Annotated in this window: 15 protein-coding genes; 8 read left to right on the top strand and 7 right to left on the bottom strand. The window is 63.2% G+C overall.

Annotated features, from left to right (window positions below; translation table 11 throughout):
- Positions 1-6: 6 nt before the first annotated feature.
- Positions 7-1,470 (top strand): aldehyde dehydrogenase family protein, encoded by a 1,464-nt coding sequence (locus tag LUB09_RS02230; RefSeq protein WP_209983730.1) that lies wholly within the window; start codon positions 7-9, stop codon positions 1,468-1,470.
- A 296-nt stretch (positions 1,471-1,766) separates the two neighbouring features.
- Here the strand turns inward: LUB09_RS02230 and LUB09_RS02225 are convergent, their stop codons facing one another.
- Complete coding sequence (locus LUB09_RS02225; protein ID WP_231421458.1) at positions 1,767-3,092, bottom strand: NAD(P)/FAD-dependent oxidoreductase; 1,326 nt, start codon at positions 3,090-3,092, stop codon at positions 1,767-1,769.
- A 245-nt stretch (positions 3,093-3,337) separates the two neighbouring features.
- On the opposite strand from LUB09_RS02225, the gene LUB09_RS02220 reads away from it, so the two are divergent.
- Positions 3,338-3,682, top strand: coding sequence for a YggL family protein (locus tag LUB09_RS02220; protein ID WP_209983734.1), 345 nt, complete (start codon positions 3,338-3,340; stop codon positions 3,680-3,682).
- A gap of 305 nt (positions 3,683-3,987) precedes the next feature.
- The gene (dacB, locus tag LUB09_RS02215) at positions 3,988-5,448 is read left to right on the top strand and encodes a D-alanyl-D-alanine carboxypeptidase/D-alanyl-D-alanine endopeptidase (protein ID WP_209983736.1); all 1,461 of its coding nucleotides are present in this window, start codon (positions 3,988-3,990) and stop codon (positions 5,446-5,448) included.
- A gap of 107 nt (positions 5,449-5,555) precedes the next feature.
- Here the strand turns inward: dacB and LUB09_RS02210 are convergent, their stop codons facing one another.
- Positions 5,556-7,940, bottom strand: a complete 2,385-nt coding sequence (locus tag LUB09_RS02210) for a sensor domain-containing diguanylate cyclase (RefSeq protein ID WP_231421457.1) — start codon at positions 7,938-7,940, stop codon at positions 5,556-5,558.
- Between the two features lie 136 nt (positions 7,941-8,076).
- Positions 8,077-10,341 (bottom strand): bifunctional 23S rRNA (guanine(2069)-N(7))-methyltransferase RlmK/23S rRNA (guanine(2445)-N(2))-methyltransferase RlmL, encoded by a 2,265-nt coding sequence (rlmKL, locus tag LUB09_RS02205; protein WP_209983740.1) that lies wholly within the window; start codon positions 10,339-10,341, stop codon positions 8,077-8,079.
- Between the two features lie 532 nt (positions 10,342-10,873).
- Here rlmKL and rmf point away from each other — a divergent pair.
- Complete coding sequence (gene rmf, locus LUB09_RS02200) at positions 10,874-11,089, top strand: ribosome modulation factor (RefSeq protein ID WP_002553055.1); 216 nt, start codon at positions 10,874-10,876, stop codon at positions 11,087-11,089.
- Between the two features lie 253 nt (positions 11,090-11,342).
- Here rmf and LUB09_RS02195 read toward each other — a convergent pair whose 3' ends face one another.
- The 4 genes from LUB09_RS02195 to sctC form a co-directional block, all read right to left on the bottom strand.
- Positions 11,343-12,398 carry a quinone-dependent dihydroorotate dehydrogenase gene (locus LUB09_RS02195; protein WP_231421456.1) on the bottom strand — a complete coding sequence of 352 codons (1,056 nt, stop codon included), beginning with the start codon at positions 12,396-12,398 and terminating at the stop codon, positions 11,343-11,345.
- Between the two features lie 85 nt (positions 12,399-12,483).
- A complete protein-coding gene (locus LUB09_RS02190) occupies positions 12,484-12,945 on the bottom strand; it encodes a transglycosylase SLT domain-containing protein (RefSeq protein WP_231421455.1) in 462 nt (153 codons plus the stop codon).
- Entirely contained in the window at positions 12,938-13,333 is a 396-nt protein-coding gene (locus LUB09_RS02185) for a winged helix-turn-helix domain-containing protein (protein ID WP_231421454.1), read from the bottom strand. The genes LUB09_RS02190 and LUB09_RS02185 overlap by 8 nt, the downstream gene beginning before the upstream one ends.
- Positions 13,334-13,499: 166 nt before the next feature.
- Positions 13,500-14,957, bottom strand: a complete 1,458-nt coding sequence (gene sctC / locus LUB09_RS02180; RefSeq protein ID WP_231421453.1) for a type III secretion system outer membrane ring subunit SctC — start codon at positions 14,955-14,957, stop codon at positions 13,500-13,502.
- Between the two features lie 161 nt (positions 14,958-15,118).
- On the opposite strand from sctC, the gene LUB09_RS02175 reads away from it, so the two are divergent.
- The 4 genes from LUB09_RS02175 (at position 15,119) to LUB09_RS02160 (ending at position 20,230) form a co-directional block, all read left to right on the top strand.
- Positions 15,119-16,345: a CmpA/NrtA family ABC transporter substrate-binding protein gene (locus LUB09_RS02175; RefSeq protein ID WP_231421452.1), complete on the top strand. Its 1,227-nt coding sequence runs from the start codon at positions 15,119-15,121 to the stop codon at positions 16,343-16,345.
- Positions 16,346-16,358: 13 nt separating this feature from the next.
- The gene (locus LUB09_RS02170; RefSeq protein WP_231421451.1) at positions 16,359-16,934 is read left to right on the top strand and encodes an ANTAR domain-containing response regulator; all 576 of its coding nucleotides are present in this window, start codon (positions 16,359-16,361) and stop codon (positions 16,932-16,934) included.
- A gap of 414 nt (positions 16,935-17,348) precedes the next feature.
- Entirely contained in the window at positions 17,349-18,560 is a 1,212-nt protein-coding gene (locus tag LUB09_RS02165; protein WP_003230331.1) for a nitrate/nitrite transporter, read from the top strand.
- On the top strand, positions 18,560-20,230 hold the full coding sequence (locus tag LUB09_RS02160) for a bifunctional protein-serine/threonine kinase/phosphatase (protein ID WP_231421450.1): 1,671 nt from the start codon (positions 18,560-18,562) through the stop codon (positions 20,228-20,230). Before LUB09_RS02165 ends, LUB09_RS02160 begins: the two co-directional genes overlap by 1 nt.
- Positions 20,231-20,341 lie beyond the last annotated feature (111 nt).

Below are 20,341 nucleotides of genomic sequence, written 5' to 3'. Positions count from 1 at the left end.
CGTTGAATGACTACACACTCTTCGAACCGCTACAGCGTCGATGCGCACACGGCGGACAAGTTCTACATCGATGGCCGTTGGGTGGCGCCGGCCGTTCCGGCGAGCCTGGCGGTGATCAACCCGGCCACCGAAGAGGTGGCCGCGCAGGTGGCGCGCGGCTCCAGCGAAGATGTCGACCGTGCCGTCGCTGCGGCGCGTGCGGCGTTTCCCGGCTGGTCGGCCACTGCTCCGGCGGCGCGCGCCGTGGTGCTGGGGAACATCCACGCGTTGATTCTGGAGCGCAAGGAACAACTGGCCCAGGCGTTGTCCCTGGAAATGGGCGCGGCCATCGGTTTTGCCCGCGCCATGCAGGTGCCGCTGGCGGCCGAACATGTGCGGGTGGCGCGTGACCTGCTGACGAGCTACCGCTTTCACACGCTCGAAGGCAGCACCGCCATCGAACGCGAAGCCATCGGCGTGTGCGGGCTGATCACGCCGTGGAACTGGCCGCTGTACCAGATCACCGCCAAGGTCGCGCCGGCGATTGCCGCCGGCTGCACCGTGGTGCTCAAACCCAGCGAACTGTCGCCGCTGAGCGCGTTGCTGTTCGCTCAACTGGTGCACGACGCCGGCCTGCCGCCGGGGGTGTTCAACCTGGTCAACGGCAGCGGTCACGAGGTGGGCGCGGCGATGGCGGCGCACCCTGACATCGACATGATTTCCATCACCGGCTCCAACCGCGCCGGCGCCCTGGTAGCGCAGGCCGCCGCGCCGACGGTCAAACGCGTGACCCAGGAACTGGGCGGCAAGTCGCCGAACGTACTGCTGCCCGATGCGGACTTTGCCAACGTGGTGCCGCTGGGGGTGATGTCGGCGTTTCGCAACGTGGGCCAGTCGTGCAGCGCGCCAACGCGGATGATCGTGCCGAGGGCGCGGTTGGCCGAGGTCGAAGCCCTGGCGGCGGCGACGGCCAACGCGATCATCGTGGGTGACCCGTCAGCGGAGGACACGGTGCTGGGGCCGATTGCCAATCAGGCGCAGTTCGAGCGCGTGCAAGTGATGATCGAGGCCGGTATCGACGAAGGGGCGAAACTGGTGTGCGGGGGTCCGGGGCGGGTGGCGGGTTTTGATTACGGCTTTTACACGCGGCCGACGGTGTTCTCTGAAGTGGACAACCGCATGCGTATCGCCCAGGAGGAAATTTTCGGGCCGGTGCTTTGTATCATTGCGTATGACACGGTGGACGAGGCGGTGGCCATTGCCAATGACACGGTGTATGGGCTGGGCGCGCATGTGCAGGGGCAGGACCTGCAGGCTGCCCGGGCAGTGGCATCGCGTATTCGGGCGGGGCAGGTGCATCTGAATCATCCGGCGTGGGATCCGATGGCCCCGTTTGGGGGGTATAAGCGGTCGGGCAATGGGCGGGAGTATGGGGTGGTGGGGTTTGAGGAGTATCTGGAGATTAAGGCGATTGTTGGGTTTGGCGGGTAGATTAATGTAGGGGCAAAAACCAAAGCAAAGCAGATCAAAAGCAGTGTGATATCTATCAGACAAATGGAGATCAAATGTGGGAGGGGGCTTGCTCCCGATGGCAGTGTGACAGCCAGTCTATGTATTGACTGATTCACCGCTATCGGGAGCAAGCCCCCTCCCACAGTTTGAACAGCGCCAGGCAGGAAAACCTCGGTCGGCTCTAAGGTCGCCGCGCTCTTGATCTGGGGCGCTGTAAAAGCGGAACCGCCATTAGCCGTTACCGAAGCAACGGCTATACCCCCCTCAAAAAAACCTCAAAAGTCCGCCACCTTTCCCCAAGCCGAAGACTTGAACCGATCCGGGTGATAAGGCTGCGGATCCACAATCGGCTGTGCCCCGCTCACAATATCCGCAATCAAATGCCCCGCCCCCGGCCCAATCCCAAACCCATGCCCACTGAACCCCGCCGCCAACACCAAGCCTGGCAAGCTGGCCATCTCCCCAATCCCGGGAACTCCGTCAGGCGTGCTGTCCACATACCCCGCCCACGCGGCCGTCACCGATGACTCTTTAAACGCCGGCATCAGTTGCGCAGCCCGCGCGTAAGTCAACTTCACCGCCGCCGCATCAGGCGTCGGATCCAGAATCCGCATCTTCTCCATCGGCGTTGGCTCATCCAGACGCCAGCGCTTCCAGCTTTCATGCCCTGCCCGCGCGCCTTCGAACCCGCCCACCGCCAGGTTGCGCCAGCGGCGTTGAAACATCGGTAAAAACTGCGGCGCAAAGCTGAGCAACTGCGGCGTCGGGTCAACCCGGCCGCGTCCACTGATGGCCAGCGTATAGCTGCCATCAAAGCGACGTGTCATCGAGGCCTGGGAGGTGTGCAGCGCACTGGGCAGTTCCTGATTGGGCGGCGACACGCGAAGCACCGTTTGCCGAATGGTCGCCTGGGGAAACCGAATGCCGTACTGACGGCAGAACGACGACGCCCAGGCACCGGCGGCGAGTACCGCGAGACGGGTGCGGATGGTGCCCTTCTCGGTCACCACTCCCGACAGTCGCCCGCCTTCGGTCTCCAACCCGCGCACGGCGCAGTCCTGATGCACCGTGCTGCCCAGCGCCATGATCGCGCGCGCGACCGCAGGCGCTGCGCGGGATGGGTCGGCGATGCCGTCGGTGGGCGCGTAGACCCCGCCCTTCCACTGTTTGCCGGTGGCCCGCCCCCGTTCAGCGGCTTGCTGCGCGGTGAGCATATGGGTCTCGACGTTGACCGAACGGGCAAATTCGCCCCAGCGCGCCCAACCGTCGATTTCCTTTTCGTCATTGCTCAGGTAAAGCAGGCCGCAGCGGGTGAAGCCGGTCTGCTCGCCGGTTTCGGCGGCGAACTGCGACCACAGTTCCAGGCTCTTGGTGGCCATCGGCAGCTCGCGCGCATCGCGATTCTGCTGGCGGCACCAGCCCCAGTTGCGACTCGATTGTTCAGCGCCGATGCGGCCCTTTTCCACCAGCGCGACCTTCATCCCGCGTCTGGCCAGGTAATAGGCGGTAAAGGCACCGATGATGCCGCCGCCGATCACGACCACATCGGCGTCCGTCGGCAGGTCAGGCGAGGTTTCTACAGGAATCAGGGGAGCTGGCATGGGCGGGTTTCCGTCAAGGTCGGTCGTGGGGGCTCTGGCATCGCGGCAGCATGGATTTATTACACCACCATGAAGCCATGCATAAACGGCGAAAAATACCGGCTGACTGATACAAACCACCGTTTAACAGGCCTGCCCCGGCAGACTTTACCGATGAAGCGGATGAGGGTTTGCGTAACGCCGTGAGGCGGCCGCGCCTATTAGCTGGTAAAGTGCGCACCGTTATTTATTAAGAGGAATGTTTCATGGCCACTAACCGCTCCCGGCGTCTGCGCAAAAAACTGTGTGTGGACGAGTTCCAGGAACTGGGTTTCGAACTGAACCTGGAATTCAAGAAAGACCTGGCCGACGATGCAATCGATACTTTTCTCGACGCATTCCTCAAAGAAGCCATGGAAGCCAACGGCCTGGGCTACGTCGGCGGTGACGACTACGGTCTGGTCTGCCTGCAGAAGCGTGGCTCGGTCAGCGAAGAGCAGCGCGCCAAGGTTGAAGCCTGGCTCAAATCCCGCGATGAACTGACCAACGCTGAAGTCAGCCCGTTGCTGGACGTCTGGTACCCGGAAAAGCCGATCAACCCGGTTGCCTGATTGTCCTCAGGGCCATCTTCGTGATGGCCCTGTTTGTTTACGCGAGCCCCTCCTCTGGTGCTCCGCGCCCACGACACTTTGGTCGCCGGGCAACCGCTCAAAATCACTCGATCAATGAACTCACTGCCAACTCTGTAGTGTAAAGCAACGCCGTGCCTGCAAAAAAACGCCAATTTCCAGCTATCGTTCAGCTACAAGTGGCGCGACCTTGGGGCATAATGCCGACACTTTCATGACCACTGAGGGATTTTTCTTACGTTCCCCTCGCTTTTTTCACCCTCCTCAGCAGTAGGGTTCTATTTTTTATGATCAAATCCTTGCGTCCATTGTTACTCGCCGGTCTGCTTCTGCCACTGGCCTTTTCCGCCGCCGCCGCCCCCGTCAACAACAGCCTGCCGCCCAATGTCGCGCAGGCCCTGCAGAAAGCCAAGCTGCAAAATACCGCCCTGTCCCTGGTGATGATTCCGCTGAACGGCCCGGGCACGCCGACCGTGTTCAACGCCGACGTCTCGGTGAACCCCGCCTCCACCATGAAGCTGGTCACCACCTACGCGGCCCTGGAAATGCTGGGGCCCAACCATCAGTGGAAAACCGAGTTCTATACCGACGGCACCCTCAGCGGTGGCGTGTTGCACGGCAACCTGTACCTCAAGGGCGGCGGCGATCCCAAGCTGAACATGGAAAAACTCTGGCTGCTGATGCGCGACCTGCGGGCCAATGGCGTACAGCAGGTCACCGGCGACCTGGTGCTGGACCGCAGTTTCTTCAACCAGCCACTGCTGCCCGAGTTCAATGACGACGGCAACGACGAGAACAAACCGTTCCTGGTCAAGCCCGACGCGCTGCTGGTCAACCTCAAGGCCCTGCGCTTTGTCACGCGTAACGATGGCGGACGGGTGATCGTCTCGGTTGAGCCGCCGATTGCCACCATTCGTATCGATAACCAGGTCAAGGTCTCCAACGCCAAGCAGTGCACCGGCGATGTGCGCTACAACCCGGTCACCGCCGCCGATGGCAGCGTCACAGTGACCGTCAGCGGCCAGTTGGCCGATGGCTGCAGCTCACAGACCTACCTCTCGCTGCTCGACCACGCCACCTACACCGCTGGCGCCGTGCGCGCCATCTGGAAAGAGTTGGGCGGCAGCATCCAGGGCCGCGACCTCCAGGCCCCGGTGCCCAAGAGCGCCAAGGTACTGGCCCGCGCGTTCTCGCCGGACCTGGCGGAAATCATCCGCGACATCAACAAATACAGTAACAACACCATGGCCCAGCAGTTGTTCCTGAGCCTGGGCGCGCAGTTTCGCAACGACGCCGACGGCGACGATGCCAAGGCCGCGCAACGCGTGGTGCGCCAGTGGCTGGCGAAGAAAGGCATCACCGCGCCGCACCTGGTGATGGAGAACGGTTCCGGCCTGTCCCGCGCCGAGCGCGTCAGCGCGCGCGAGATGGCCGCCATGTTGCAGGCCGCGTGGAAAAGCCCGTACGCCGCCGAATACATCAGCTCCCTGCCGATTGCCGGTACCGACGGCACCATGCGTAAACGCCTGAAGACCACCGCCATGCGCGGCGAAGCCCACGTCAAGACCGGCACCCTGAACACCGTACGGGCGATCGCCGGGTTCAGCCGCGACAACAACGGCTACACCTGGGCGGTGGTGGCGATCCTCAACGATCCGAAGCCGTGGGGCGCCTCGTCGGTGCTCGACCAGGTGCTGCTGGACCTGTACCGCCAGCCGAAAGTGATGGCGGCAGCGCCGGTGCTCTAAATGTGGGAGGGGGGCTTGCTCCCGATGGCGGTGAATGAGTCCACGGATTGACTGATTCACCGCTATCGGGAGCAAGCCCCCTCTCACATTGGTTTTTGTGTCTGCCTTCAGGCCGGTAGTTTTTCCGGCGTGACACGGTCGCGGCCGGCCTGCTTGGCCAGGTACACCGCCGAATCGGCGCGCAGCAGCAAGCCGTCGATGCCCTCATCGACACGCCAACTGGCCACGCCGAAACTGGCGGTCACCGTACCCACTGCCTCCATCGGTACGCTGCGCAACGATTCCCACAGCTCCATCGCCAGGCTGTAGGCCTGCTGGCCATCGGTGCCGGGGCACAAGACCATGAACTCTTCGCCACCCAGGCGGCAGAACACATCGGTGCGGCGCAAGCGCTGGCTGATGCGCTTGCACAGTTCCTGCAGCACGCCGTCGCCCACCCCGTGACCATAGCGGTCGTTGATGCGCTTGAAGTGGTCGATATCCAGCATGATCACCGACAACGCCCCCGACGTACGCCTGACGCGCACCATCTCGGCCTTGAGACGGTCCTGGAAGTAGCGACGGTTGTGGATGCCGGTCAGGGAATCGGTGATGGAGAGCGCGCGCAGTTCTTCTTCCACTCGCTTGAGATCGGAAATATCCGACACATAACCGTGCCACAGCGTGCCACCTCCGGGTAACTCCTCCGGCGTGGCCTCGCCACGAATCCAGCGCAGACCCCGCTGCGGCAAGATCACCCGGTACTCTTCGCGCCAATGGCTCAGCTGCACCGCCGACGAGCGAATCGAGGCACGTATGCGTTCGACGTCCAGTGGATGGATGCGCTCGAAGACCTTTTCCGCATCCTGCTGCAACACCCCCACCTCGATTTCATAGATATCGCGCATGCCATCGCTGGCATATATGAAGCGCCACTCACCCCGGGGCTTGAGGGTGAACTGGAAAATCCCGCCGGGCACGTGGGCGCTGAGTTTTTTCAGCAGGCGATCCCTTGCGGCCAGTGCCTCATAGGCGCGCTTTTGCTCGGTCACGTCGAGGTAGATCGCCAGGTGGCCCACCCACAGGCCATGGTCATCGAGCAACGCGGTGCCGAGCATATTCACGATCAACTGGCTGCCATCCTCGCGGACCAGGGTCCATTCGCGCGCCTCGTGCAGGCTGTCCGGGCTCTGTACCAGCATGGCCTGGCTCGGCGGGATACGCTTGCCCAGCAGCAGGCTCACGCTCGCGGCGCTGGCTTCCAGCTCGGACGCCAGGTGCAGGCTTTCGAGGGTGGCGCGCCCAAGCACCTCAGCGGCCTTGAAGCCGAGCATCTGTTCGGCACCGGCGTTGAAGGTATTGATTACGCCGCGCAGGTCGGTGGCGATGATAGCGACCTGGGTGGCGGCATTCAGCACGCTGCGCAGTTGGCTGTGGGTACCGCGCAGTTCCTGCTCGCGCGCGCGCAGCTGCCCGGTGCGCTGCTCCACCAGTTTCACCGCGCGCTGGCGCTGGCTGACCAGCACGTAGAGCAAGACTGCAACCAACAGGCTAAGCAGCCCGCCCATGCTCAGGATGCTGATCAGCGAGGAGTGGCCGGTGCCGTCGAACACCTGGCTGGGACGCAGTGTCAGGGCATAGACATGGTCGCCCAGGGTCAGGCGGCGGGTCACGCTGAGGTCGTTGTCGCTCGGCGTGTTGCCCGACTCATAAAGCCTGCGTTGCTGCAGGTCGGAGGTGTCAACGATCTGCGTCACCAGGTTATCGCGGTCGGGCCTGGGCAAGCCGTCGGCCACCAACTGGCGCAGGCTGATCACTGCCATCACGAAGCCAAACGGCTCTGCTCCTGCCTGGGAAGCGACCGACGCAACCAGCAGCACGCCCGTCGCGTAGGCAGGCTCCACGCCCACCAGTTGCATCGGTTGGGACACTGCCAGCTTGCCGCTCTTCTGCGCCCGTTCAAGGGTCGAGCGCCGCAGGGGCTGGGCCAGCAGGTCAAACCCCATGGGCGAGCCGAACTGGCTCTGGGTCTGGTTGTACAGCACCGGCACGTATTCATCACGTTCAGCCGCCAGAGCCAGTTCGCCGACCGCATTGAGTTCACGGATGGCGAACGGCGTGCCGAGCGCGCGCGAGATGTCCTGTTCAAAGCGGCTGCGCTGCGCGCGCACTACGCGCGGCGCCCACGCATAGGCGCGCGCGTGCAGCAGCAAGGGCTGGGCAAAACCGTCGAATTCTGCGCGGGTCACGTTCTGGGAATTAGTGAAGAAACGTTGCAGGCTGCCCAGGCGTTGCTCCTGGTCTTCGAAACGTTCCTGCAGGCGACTGAAGCGCTCACTGACCAGCAATTGGAAGCGCTGGCGCACTTGTTGTTGATTGAGCTCGCAAGCGGCCCAGGCGACGATAATGGTCAAGGCAACCCCTGCCAGGAATACCACCGACGCCACCCACCACGCGGATGCCTGCTCACTGATAAAGCCTAGTATTTTCGGGCGGACGGCTTGCAACGGCATGGACAACACTCAAGACGCCAACGTGCGGAGGTGTCACGTTGGCCAGGCCTTAGTTATAGCCATAGGCCAGGGGTTTGACCAGCCTCAAACCACTGCAGAAGCAAGTAAGCTCGCGCCTGCAGTGGACACGCGCCGATCAGCGTGCGGTGATTTTCCAGGCGCGGTGAATTTTGGCATTGCGCGCAAAATCCGGGTCGAGGGTCTTGTCGCTGATTTCCTCGACGGCGTAGCGCTCGCTGAGGTTGTCCTCGAGCACGAACTTGCGGAAGTTGTTCGAGAAGTACAGCACGCCGCCCGGCGCCAGGCGCGCCATGGCGAGGTCGAGCAATTGCACGTGGTCGCGCTGTACGTCGAAGATGCCTTCCATGCGTTTGGAGTTGGAGAAGGTCGGCGGGTCGATGAAGATCAGGTCGAACTCATCGCGGCTCGCCTCCAGCCACGCCATCACATCACCCTGCTCCAGGCGGTTCTTGTCGGAGAAGCCGTTGAGCGAAAAGTTGCGACGCGCCCAGTCCAGGTAGGTTTTGGACAGGTCGACGCTGGTGGTGCTGCGCGCGCCACCCTTGGCGGCGTGCACGCTGGCGGTGGCGGTGTAGCAATACAGATTGAGAAAGCGCTTGCCGGCCGCTTCCTTCTGAATGCGCATGCGCATCGGACGGTGGTCGAGGAACAGGCCGGTGTCCAGGTAATCGGTGAGGTTGACCAGCAGCTTCACGCCACCTTCGCTGACCTCGGTGAACTTGCCCTGGGCGCTCTGGCGCTCGTACTGCTTGGTGCCGCTCTGGCGCTCGCGACGCTTGACCACCACGCGGCTCTTGTCGATGTTGAGCGCCTGGGGAATCGCGGCCAGAGCATCGAACATGCGTGCCGAGGCTTTTTCCGGGTCGATGGACTTGGGCGCGGCGTATTCCTGCACATGGACCCAGTCGTGGTACAGGTCGATGGCCATGGAGTATTCCGGCATATCGGCGTCGTACACGCGGTAGCAATCCACGCCTTCACGCTTGGCCCACTTGCCCAACAGCTTGAGGTTCTTTTGCAGGCGGTTGGCGAACATCTGCCCGCCTTCGCTCAGGCGTGCCTGCTCGACGACCGGCGCTGGCGCCGGTTTGATCGGGTTGCCGTTCTTGTTGTACTGGCGCTCTTGCGGCTCGACCGGGGCCTGGTCGTAAGCGGCCTGCTCGCGCTCGGCCTGACGCTGCTCCGGGGTGCGACGCTCGCCGGTGACGAACTGATCCGGGTTGACCTTGATCAGCAGCAGCTTGCACGGCAGTGCGCCGTTCCAGAACGAATACTGTTTGTGGCTGCGGATGCCCATGCGCTTGCCAAGGTCCGGCGCGCCGGTGAACACCGCCGCTTCCCAGCCCATGCAGGCCTGACGCAGACGTTCGCCAAGATTCTGGTAGAGGTACAACAGGCTGGCTTCGTCACCCAGACGCTCGCCGTAGGGCGGGTTGCAGATCACCAGGCCTTTCTGGTTCTGGTCCGGACGCGGCTCGAAGGTGCCGACTTCGCCCTGGTACACCTTGATCCAGTGACTCAGGCCCGCGCGTTCGATGTTGTTGCGTGCCGGCTGGATCAGGCGCGGGTCGGCTTCATAGCCACGCACCCACAGCGGCGGTTTGTTCATGCCGATGGCGGCACGTTCCGACGCTTCGGTGTGAAGTTTCTTCCACAGCGCCGGCACGTGGCCGAGCCAGGTGGTGAAGCCCCACAGTTCGCGATTGAGGTTGGGCGCCATGTCGGCGGCGATCATCGCGCCTTCGACGAGGAAGGTGCCCACGCCGCACATCGGGTCGGTCAGCGCGCCGCCTTCGGCAGCAATGCGCGGCCAGCCGGCACGGATCAGGATCGCGGCCGCGAGGTTTTCCTTCAGCGGCGCAGCGCCCTGCTGCAGGCGGTAACCGCGCTGGTGAAGGCTGTGGCCGGACAGGTCGAGGGAGAGGATGGCTTCGCCACGGTCAAGGCGCAGGTGGATGCGCAGGTCCGGGTTGATCTTGTCGATGGACGGCCGTTCGCCGGTCGGGGTGCGCAGTTTGTCGACAATCGCATCCTTGACCTTCAGCGCGCCGAAGTGGGTGTTGTCGATGCCTGAACCGTGGCCGCTGAATTCCACCGCCAGGGTGCCATCGGGGACCATGTGCTCGGCCCATTCGATGTCCAGCACGCCGTGATAGAGGTCTTCGGCATCCTTCATCGGGAAGCGCTTGAGCACCAGCAGCACGCGGTTGGCCAGACGTGACCAGAGGCACAGGCGGTAGGCGGTCTCCATGTCGGCCATGCCGCGCACGGCCGAGGTGTGCTCGCGGGCGTCCTCAAGGCCAAGCCCGACGGCTTCCTCGATCAGCAGGCCTTCAAGGCCTTTGGGGCAAGTGAGGAAGAGTTCAAAACGGTCCGACATGGGGCATTCCAGGCTTTTCAGCAATAAATGAACGGGCGACGCATCGCCGGTTCGGTTTTCAATCAAGCACTTTTCTTGAAGAGTGCTCGCGTGGCACGAATGTGCCGTCCCACCCGGGCGATAGGGCCCGTAAGCCCTGAATGCAAAGGCAGATCAATAATTTTAGGCAACAAAAAGAAATATTCCGACCCTTCGTCGAATAATAACCGACTGCAACGGGCGGGCATTCTCACCAAGGGATTGCACCCATGGTCTGCGCGGGGCACATCATAGCTGGCTTTGGCGATAAAAAGGGGCGAAAAGCCATCCCAGCTTATGGCTATAGCATCCAAAACGTTACGTGCTTATGACAAAACGATCATTGAATCCATGTGACCTATTGGTTAGAAATCAACACAGGTTGGCGCCGTAACGACGCCGACACACAGGCTCGCCACGCCGGCAGCGAGCCCACCAACGGCAGAAAAACTCTGCCCGGCCCCAGACGAGGCCGAAGGATATCTAGACAGTCAACCAGTGAGGGAAACACCCTATGAGAAGACTTAAGCGTGATCCGTTGGAAAGAGCATTTTTACGCGGATATCAATATGGCGTTCATGGCAAATCCCGTGAGCTTTGCCCATTTACTCTACCGTCGGTACGCCAAGCCTGGATCAACGGCTGGCGAGAAGGACGCGGCGACAACTGGGACGGTATGACTGGCACTGCGGGTATCCACAGACTCAACGAACTTCACGCCGTCGGCTAACTCAGGGCATTTAATTCCGACATACCACCTTTGAATATGTAACGACTTAACCACGCACGCCTGACCCAGGCGGCGGGCTTCGGCCCAGGGGCTCCTTTATGGAGCCCTTTTTATTGGATGGCAAAACCCATTGAGGCTAGCGTTTTTTGTGGGTTGCCCTATTGCCCGCTCTGTGGCGAGCAGGCTTGTCCTGCGTTGGGTTGCGCAGCAGCCCCAAAACCGGACACTCGGCTCCAACTGAAAGAACGCAGCGTCATGACTGGGTCTGCTGCGCAGACCAGCGCGGGGCAAGCCCGCTCGCCACAATGGCATCCACCGATTCGCGAATCAGCGCGGGGCCCTTGTAGATGAAGCCGGAGTAAAGCTGCACCAGGCTGGCGCCGGCGGCGATTTTTTCGGCAGCGTGTCTGCCTTCGGTAATGCCGCCCACGGCGATGATCGGCAAGCGTCCGGCCAGCTCGGCCGCCAGCACTTTGACGATGTGGGTGCTCTGCTCGCGTACCGGTGCACCCGAGAGCCCGCCCGCTTCATCCCCATGGGCCAGGCCTTCGACACCTGCGCGGCTCAGGGTGGTGTTGGTCGCGATCACCGCATCCATCCCCGAATCCACCAGCGCCTGGGCCACCAGCACGGTCTCTGCGTCGCTCATGTCCGGGGCAATCTTGATCGCCAGCGGCACGCGCTTGCCATGCCGCACGGCCAGGTCTTCCTGGCGCTGGCGCAGGGCTTCGAGCAGTTGTTTGAGCGAATCGCCGAACTGCAGGCTGCGCAGGCCCGGCGTGTTGGGGGAACTGACGTTGACGGTGACGTAGCTTGCGTGGGCGTAGACCTTGTCCAGGCAGATCAGGTAGTCATCCACCGCGCGCTCGACCGGGGTGTCGAAGTTCTTGCCGATATTGATGCCCAGGATGCCCTTGTACTTTGCCGCCTGAACCCGCGACAGCAGGTGATCGACGCCCAGGTTGTTAAAGCCCATGCGGTTGATGATCGCCTCGGCTTCCGGCAGACGGAAGATGCGCGGCTTGGGGTTGCCCGGCTGCGGCCGTGGGGTCACGGTGCCGATTTCGACAAAACCAAAACCCAACTGGGCAAAGCCGTCGATGGCCGCGCCGTTCTTGTCCAGGCCGGCTGCCAGCCCGACCGGGTTGGGAAACTCGAGCCCCATCACTGACACCGGCATTTTCGCCGGCGCCTTGCAGACCAGGCCATTGAGCCCCAGACGGCCGCCGGCACCGATCAGGTCCAGGGACAGGTCGTGGGAGGTTTCCGGGGAGAGTTTGAACAACAGCTGGCGGGCCAGGTTATACATGGGCGGGCTAGACTCGGATGGCGGCGAAAGGTGGCGCGATTATAGCCGGGGTGATCGCCCCGGTGCGAGGCGTGCCGCCCAATCGTCACTGACGCAGTGCGACCAGCGCCTCATAGCGGGCCCAGATTTTCTGCGCGTACTGCTCGCGCAAGGCGTCACGCTGCGGCCCCGACCCTGGCCCCGCGTTGTAGGAGCCCACGGCCGTCCAGTTGTAACCGAAACGCTGGATAAACTCGGCGAGGATCGAAGCACCCACTTCAACCGACAGGCACGGCTCGCTCAGCAGCCGCTCTTCGGTAATGCCCTGCTTGAGCAAGCGCGGCAGGTGCATGCTGTTGATCTGCATCAAGCCGATATCACGGCTGCCGTCGCTGTTCGCGTTGTTCATCGTGTTCGCACGGTATCCCGACTCCACCGCCGCGATGGCCTGCAGCAGCTCCGGTTCAATGTCGTAGCGACCGGCCACGTCTGCCCAGCAATCGGCCCAGGCCGGGCTGCCGAGCAGCGCCGCAGTCAATACGATGCTGCTGACCAGGCGTTTAATCATGCTGCACCTGGCCACAGGCCGAGCAGAGACGCGGCCCGTGCGCCCCTTCCCGCAGCGACCTGAACTGGACATTCACGGCGCAGGTAAAACGATAGCCCTTGCCATAAATCGTCTTGATAAAGCCCTTGTCGGTCTTCAGGTGCTTGCGCAGCGAATAAATGCAGCGGGTGAGCGACTCCTCGGACACCTCTCTACGGGGCCAGGCCGACTCCAGCAAATGGTCCTTGGTCATCAACGCACCGCCGGATGCCAGCAGCAATCGCAGCACATGCCACTCTTTGGGCGGCAACTGAAGGTCCACATTCTGCCCGGTCAACCGGCCATAGCCATGCAAGGTCCATCCGGCAAACACCCATGAGGCAGTCAGCTCATCATTCGCGATGGCCATGGGCACCTCGGTATCCATCTACTGACATTGAATTTCTTGCTTCCTGAATCGACCGATACGGCAACAGCAGGACTATAAAAACCTGATCGCCGAACGGAGCTAGGAAACTGCCTATACGCGTGAGGATTTCGAGAGTCACTAAGTAGGACTTTTCGCCGCGCGCAGATCACTCAGCGCCCTCGGGGTTCACGCCCATAAAGGCACGTCGCACGCGCTCGTATTGGGTCTCGGTCAGTGGCGGCGGTCCTACGGCGCCCGCCAGCAGCTTCGGCTCGCCGCCCACCGCGCGCGCCTGGATCACGAACAGCCGCACCTGGGCACCCCGGGCGCGGCGCATGCCCTCGTCATCACGGCGAAAAGCCCCCAACCACAAACGGCGGCCCTGAGGCACACGCACCACCGTGCTGATCGCGATGCGGCCCACCGCCCCTGTCGAACCTGGCGTGAGCTTGCCGGCCATGGGCCGCCCATCTTCAAGGTTCAGTTGCATCTCGATCTGGCTCGCATCGGCAAACCGCGGCAGCACACTGGCTTCGGTGCGATAGCGCACCGGTTGCCACTGGGCGTCGTCTTGCGCCGATTTGGGCAGGTAAAAGGTGTGGGCGTCATGGAACACCGCCGGGACGTTTTCCTGGGTAAGGATCACCGGAAACGCCACCACCCTGGCCTTGCGACGACGCTCCAGCGCAGCCAGTTGCGCCATCAGGCGGTTGTCATCCAGAGGGGCCAGCACCTGCGTTACTGAAGGCGGGTCGTTGCCCTCCCCGGACCAGGCGGTCGCCAGCTTTTCCAGCTCGGCACGGTCCACGTCGATCTGCCACAACGCCACCTCAATCGGCCGCCTGGGCGTGTCGAGTTGCGCCACCAGCTCCTCGATCACCTTCACCTGAGCCGGCATGCCCTTGATCAGCAGGCTGTTGGAGTCGGGATAGGCGATCACCAGCAGGCTCTTGTCCGCCAGCGGACCGCGCGCGCCGCCCTTGCGCTCGGCAGCCAGTACGGTTTCGATCATCGAGGCCATGCCGGGAACATTGACCTGCTCATCACCCAGGGCATATTGACGATCGGCCACGTGGGTGTTGAACACCTGCACCACGCCAAACGCCTGATCGCCCACTCGCACCTGAGTGCGCTGGCGATCCATCAGTTGCGCCAGGTGCAGCACCTGGTCCACATAATTGGGAGGGCCGGACACATAAAAGGTGGGCCCGGTGCTTTCGCGCAGGGGAAAGCGTGATTCATCCAACCCCGAACGGCGCATGAACCCGCGCAGCCGGTCGACCGAGATATGCCGCAGCGTCACTGCCGAGCTTTTCGCTTCGCTGGCGTCATACACACGCAGTACCTGGCCGTCGCTGTACCAGATCAGGCCATGCTGCTCGGCCACGGCCTGCAGGGTGTGCTGCGCGGCGCTCAAATCGAACACCCCGGAAACGCGCTTGCGCGAGACGTCGCGGCTGACCACCACGGGCAACCCCAAGGGCACTGACAATGCGCTGAACACGGTATGCAGGCTTTCATCCTGCGCCCGGTAGTCCTCGGCCGAGGCGAACGCGCTTGCGCACAGCACAGCCAGGCACAGCAACCGGCGCAAGCGGGTCATGACAGGGGAATCGATCGTCACCGTGGATGTTCCTGGCTGTATGGCGCAAAGAGGCGGCCATACTGAAAGCCGGTCGCGTTTCAATCTTGATGAGAAACTGACGGCCAGCCGCGCCTACGGGGCCGTGGCATGTGCCTTGCTAAGCCTTGCTCACTGGTTTTTTGATTGAAAAGGCGGCATTGATGAACGATTCGGCAGGCAGCGGCCCGGCCAGAGATCCATTGGCCTGGGTTCACGGCAGTGACGCCCCGGAAAAGAGCAGCCTCGATCTCGGATTCATGGCCTTGAGCGATTGTGCCTCGCTGGTGGTCGCGGCCACCCAGGGCTTTGCCCAACCCTACGGCTTGACCCTGAACCTCAAGCGCCAGTCATCCTGGGCCAACCTGCGCGACAGGCTGGTCAGCGGTGAACTGGATGCCGCCCACAGCCTGTATGGGCTGATCTATGCGGTGCACCTGGGCATCGGCGGCGTGGCGCCCACCGACATGGCGGTGTTGATGGGCCTGAACCAGAACGGCCAGAGCATCAATCTGTCCCACGGCCTGCAGGCACAAGGGGTGACCACTCCTGAGGCGCTGGACCACCACGTGCACCAAAGCCGCACAAAACTGACCTTCGCCCAGACATTTCCCACCGGCACCCACGCCATGTGGCTGTATTACTGGCTCGCAAGCCAGGGCATTCACCCCTTGCAGGATGTCGACAGCGTGGTGGTGCCGCCGCCGCAGATGGTTGCGCACCTGCAGGCGGGGCGCATCGACGGTTTCTGTGCCGGCGAACCCTGGGCCGCCAGCGCAGTGAAGCACAATCAGGGCTTCACCCTGGCGACCAGCCAGACGATCTGGCCAAACCATCCGGAAAAAGTGCTCGGCTGCACCCAGGCGTTCGTCGATCAATACCCCAACACCGCACGCGTGCTGGTGATGGCGGTGCTCGAAGCCAGCCGTTTTATCGAGCAGAGCCACGAAAACCGCCGTTCCACCGCGCAACTGCTCAGCGCCCGCGAGTACCTTGATGCCCCACTCGACTGCATCGAGCCGCGCCTGCTCGGCCAGTATGACGACGGCCTGGGCAACCAGTGGCAGGATCCCCATGCCCTGCGCTTTTTCGCCAATGGCGAGGTCAACCTGCCCTACCTCTGCGACGGCATGTGGTTCATGACCCAGTTCCGCCGCTGGGGCCTGTTGCGTGAAGACCCGGACTACCTTCAGGTTGCCCGCCAGGTCCAGCAACTGGACCTGTATCGCCAGGCCGCCGCCGTCGTTGACGTGCCTGCGAGCCGCCAGGACACGCGCAGCAGCCAGTTGATCGACGGAAAGATCTGGGACGGCTCCGACCCCGCCGCCTACGCCCGCAGTTTCCGTCTGCACGCCCTGGCGGACCACCCCAACCGCCAGGCCCGGCGCTGACAGGAGCACCAAGATGTTGCGAATCCTGTTGATCAACGACACCCCGCGCAAGGTTGGGCGGCTCAAGGCAGCACTGGTCGAGGCCGGCTTCGAGGTGATCGATGAGTCCGGCCTGACCATCGACCTGCCGGCCCGCGTCGAAACGGTGCGCCCGGACGTGATCCTGATCGATACCGAGTCAGCCGGGCGCGATGTCATGGAGCAAGTGGTGCTGGTGACCCGCGACCAGCCGCGGCCGATTGTGATGTTCACCGATGAGCACGACCCGAATGTGATGCGCCAGGCGATCAAGGCCGGCGTCAGCGCCTACATCGTCGAAGGCATCCAGGCCCAGCGCCTGCAACCGATCCTCGATGTGGCCATGGCCCGCTTCGAAAGCGACCAGGCCCTGCGTGCCCAGTTGCAGGCCCGCGACCAGCAGTTGGCCGAGCGCAAGCGCGTCGAACTGGCCAAGGGCATGCTGATGAAAATGAAAAGCTGCAACGAGGAAGAGGCCTACACCCTGATGCGCCGCCAGGCCATGAGCCGCCAGCAGAAACTGATCCAGGTGGCCGAGCAGATTATTGCCATGAGTGAGTTGCTGGGCTGACTGTGGCAAAGCCTTGTGATGGGCAGACTGGTTTTGATTGTGGTTGTGGCGAGCAGGCTTGCCCTAATGCCGTTCAGTTAAGCGCAAATTCCCTGTGGCGAGCAGGCTTGTCCTGCGTTGGGCTGCGCAGCAGCCCCAAAACCAGGCGCTGAGCCGTATCAGGTACACCGCGTTTTGCTCGATTGGGGGCGCTTCGCACCCCAACGCGGGGCAAGCCCGCTCGCCACAGGAGGCTTGTTCTGCACAACGTTTAGTGTTGGCGCAGGACTTGCTAAGCATTCATCACAGGTAGCCAACGGCGGTTGCCCTTCCACGACAAAGACGTCGCACATCCGGTTTGCTTTCGCGAACCCGATGGCGGCGTTTTTTTTCGTTTTGGCCTTCTGACAAGACCCCCAACCGTTGAGGTGCGTGATGAAATCAAGCTTCTGGAAATCCGGGCACACCCCGACCCTGTTTGCCGCGTTCCTGTATTTCGACCTGAGTTTCATGGTCTGGTACCTGCTGGGCCCGCTGGCGGTGCAGATTGCCGCCGACCTGCACCTGACCACCCAACAGCGTGGCCTGGTAGTGGCAACGCCGATCCTGGCGGGCGCGGTGCTGCGCTTTCTGATGGGCATGCTGGCCGACAAGCTGTCACCCAAGACCGCCGGGCTGATTGGCCAGGTGATCGTGATCGTCGCGTTGTTCGGCGCCTGGAAACTGGGCATCCATAGCTATGAACAAGCCTTGCTGCTGGGCTTGTTCCTCGGCATGGCCGGCGCATCCTTTGCGGTCGCCCTGCCCCTGGCCTCGCAGTGGTACCCCGCTGAACACCAGGGCAAGGCCATGGGCATTGCCGGTGCAGGCAACTCCGGCACGGTGTTCGCCGCGTTGCTGGCGCCAGTGCTGGCCGCCGCCTTTGGCTGGAGCAATGTGTTTGGTTTTGCGCTGATTCCGTTAGTGCTTACGCTGATCGTGTTCGCCTGGCTGGCGCGCAACGCCCCGCAACGCCCGAAAGCCAAAGCCATGGCCGACTACTTCAAGGCCCTGGGCGACCGTGACAGTTGGTGGTTCATGTTTTTTTACAGCGTGACGTTCGGCGGCTTCATCGGCCTGGCCAGCGCCCTGCCCGGCTACTTCAACGACCAGTACGGCCTGAGCCCGGTGACCGCCGGCTACTACACCGCCGCCTGCGTGTTCGGCGGCAGCCTGATGCGGCCGTTGGGCGGCGCCCTGGCGGACCGCTTCGGCGGCATCCGCACCCTGCTGGGCATGTACAGCGTGGCGGCGGTGTGCATCGCCGCGGTGGGTTTCAACCTGCCAAGCTCCTACGCCGCCCTCGCACTGTTCGTCTGCACCATGCTCGGACTGGGTGCCGGCAACGGCGCGGTCTTCCAACTGGTGCCCCAGCGTTTTCGCAGCGAAATCGGCGTGATGACCGGCCTGATCGGCATGGCTGGCGGGATCGGTGGTTTCGCCCTCGCCGCCGGCATGGGCGCGATCAAGCAAAGCACCGGCAGTTATCAACTGGCCCTGTGGCTGTTCGCCAGCCTCGGCGTGCTGGCCTGGTTCGGCCTTTACGGCGTGAAACGCCGCTGGAGAACCACCTGGGGTTCGGCCGCCGTGACCGCCGCGCGCGTCTGATGAGCCTGCAACTGAGCGTTGCCCAGGCCAGCGCCATTGGCCCGCGCAGTGAAAACCAGGACGCACTGCGGGTGGTCACGCCCAGCGCGCAACTGGCCGCGAGCAAAGGGTACCTGTGCGCCCTCGCCGACGGCGTCAGCCAATGTGCCGATGGCGGCCTGGCCGCACGCTCAAGCCTGCAGGCGCTGGCCCTGGACTACTACGCCACACCGCAGACCTGGGGCGTGGCCCAGGCGCTCGAACGGTTATTGCTCGCACAGAATCGCTGGCTGCAAGCCAACGGCGGCGGCCAGCCGTTACTGACCACCCTCAGCGCCCTGGTGTTTCGCGGTCAGCGCTTCACCCTCGCGCATGTCGGCGATTGCCGCGTGTATCGCTGGCTGGACGGAGAGCTGCAGCGCATCAGCGAAGACCATGTGTGGGAGCAACCGGGCATGCAGCATGTGCTCAAGCGTGCGCTCGGCCTGGATCAACACCTGGTGCTGGACTTTCTCGACGGCGAACTGCGCGCGGGCGAGTGCTTCCTGCTGCTCAGCGACGGCGTCTGGGCCACATTGGGCGAGCACAGCATCCGTGCGATCCTGCGCGAGCAAGCCGACCTCGACCTGGCCGTCAACACCCTGGTGAGCGCCGCGCATTTGGCCGGCAGCCAGGACAACGCCAGCGCGTTGCTGGTGCGCATCGACGCACTCGGCGCCGCCACCCTGGGCGATGCGCTGGTGCAGTTGCAGCAATGGCCACTGCCACCGCCGCTCAAGCCCGGCCAGGCGTTCGAAGGCTGGCAGGTGGAAAGTGTGGTCGCGCAGAGCCGACAATCGTTGCTGTACCGGGTCCGCGACGCGCAGCAACAGCCCTGGCTGCTGAAAACCCTGCCGCGCAGCCATGACAATGACACCGATGCGGGCCAGGCCCTGCTGTCGGAGGAATGGTTTCTGCGCCGGGTGGCCGGGCGCGCGTTCCCGCAGGTCCACCCCGCCAGCGAGCGTCAGCATGTGTACTACGTGATGCGCGAATACCCTGGGCTTACCCTGGCCGAGCTGTTCAAGCAGCAAGGCCCGTTGCCCCTGGCGCAATGGCAGTCCATCGCCGAGCGTTTGCTGCGTGCGGTCGGGCTGCTGCATCGTCGGCAAATCCTGCACCGCGATATCAAGCCGGAAAACCTGCTGCTGGGCGACGACGGTGAACTGCGCGTGCTGGATTTTGGCCTGGCCTACTGCCCGGGCCTCTCCGCAGACCCGATCAACACACTGCCCGGCACGCCGAGCTTTATCGCCCCCGAAGCGTTCAATGGCGAGCGTCCTGCGGCCCAGCAGGATTTGTACAGTGTCGGCATTACGCTGTATTACCTGCTGACGGGGCATTATCCCTACGGCGAAATCGAAGCCTTCCAACGCCCCCGCTTCCATCAACCGATCAGCGCCAGCCGCTATCGCCCCGACCTGCCGGACTGGCTGCCCCTGAGCCTGGAGCGCGCCGTGGCCGCGCAACCGGCGCAGCGTTATGAAACCGCCGAAGAATGGCTGCTGGTGCTGGAGCAGGCCGACCGCCGCGAACTGAGCGTGCGCCCGCGCCCGCTGCTGGAGCGTGAACCCTTGAAGGTGTGGCGCACATTGGCGCTGCTGTCGCTGCTGCTCAATCTGGTGCTGCTGTATGGGCTGTTGCACCACTAACGGGCAAAACGTTTCGGCTGTGGGTTTAAACGCCCAGTAAAACCGGGGTTATGCGGACTTGGCACAACCGCTGCATTAGCCTTCCCAACACCCCACATACAGCCGCCCCTT

It is taken from the genome of Pseudomonas sp. Leaf59, from assembly GCF_920984685.1.
Lineage (GTDB): Bacteria > Pseudomonadota > Gammaproteobacteria > Pseudomonadales > Pseudomonadaceae > Aquipseudomonas.
The sequence above is the reverse complement of the archived record's forward strand: the minus strand, read 5'-3'. Positions and strand labels throughout refer to the sequence as shown.

What these genes read in the sequence shown, in the direction of transcription:
- LUB09_RS02195 (WP_231421456.1), bottom strand. Translation starts at nt 12,398, where the DNA reads ATGTATAACCTGGCCCGCCAGCTGTTGTTCAAACTCTCCCCGGAAACC.
- LUB09_RS02225 (WP_231421458.1), bottom strand. Translation starts at nt 3,092, where the DNA reads ATGCCAGCTCCCCTGATTCCTGTAGAAACCTCGCCTGACCTGCCGACG.
- LUB09_RS02220 (WP_209983734.1), top strand. Translation starts at nt 3,338, where the DNA reads ATGGCCACTAACCGCTCCCGGCGTCTGCGCAAAAAACTGTGTGTGGAC.
- LUB09_RS02185 (WP_231421454.1), bottom strand. Translation starts at nt 13,333, where the DNA reads ATGGCCATCGCGAATGATGAGCTGACTGCCTCATGGGTGTTTGCCGGA.
- LUB09_RS02210 (WP_231421457.1), bottom strand. Translation starts at nt 7,940, where the DNA reads ATGCCGTTGCAAGCCGTCCGCCCGAAAATACTAGGCTTTATCAGTGAG.
- LUB09_RS02165 (WP_003230331.1), top strand. Translation starts at nt 17,349, where the DNA reads ATGAAATCAAGCTTCTGGAAATCCGGGCACACCCCGACCCTGTTTGCC.
- rlmKL (WP_209983740.1), bottom strand. Translation starts at nt 10,341, where the DNA reads ATGTCGGACCGTTTTGAACTCTTCCTCACTTGCCCCAAAGGCCTTGAA.
- LUB09_RS02190 (WP_231421455.1), bottom strand. Translation starts at nt 12,945, where the DNA reads ATGATTAAACGCCTGGTCAGCAGCATCGTATTGACTGCGGCGCTGCTC.
- LUB09_RS02175 (WP_231421452.1), top strand. Translation starts at nt 15,119, where the DNA reads ATGAACGATTCGGCAGGCAGCGGCCCGGCCAGAGATCCATTGGCCTGG.
- LUB09_RS02160 (WP_231421450.1), top strand. Translation starts at nt 18,560, where the DNA reads ATGAGCCTGCAACTGAGCGTTGCCCAGGCCAGCGCCATTGGCCCGCGC.
- dacB (WP_209983736.1), top strand. Translation starts at nt 3,988, where the DNA reads ATGATCAAATCCTTGCGTCCATTGTTACTCGCCGGTCTGCTTCTGCCA.
- LUB09_RS02230 (WP_209983730.1), top strand. Translation starts at nt 7, where the DNA reads ATGACTACACACTCTTCGAACCGCTACAGCGTCGATGCGCACACGGCG.
- LUB09_RS02170 (WP_231421451.1), top strand. Translation starts at nt 16,359, where the DNA reads ATGTTGCGAATCCTGTTGATCAACGACACCCCGCGCAAGGTTGGGCGG.
- rmf (WP_002553055.1), top strand. Translation starts at nt 10,874, where the DNA reads ATGAGAAGACTTAAGCGTGATCCGTTGGAAAGAGCATTTTTACGCGGA.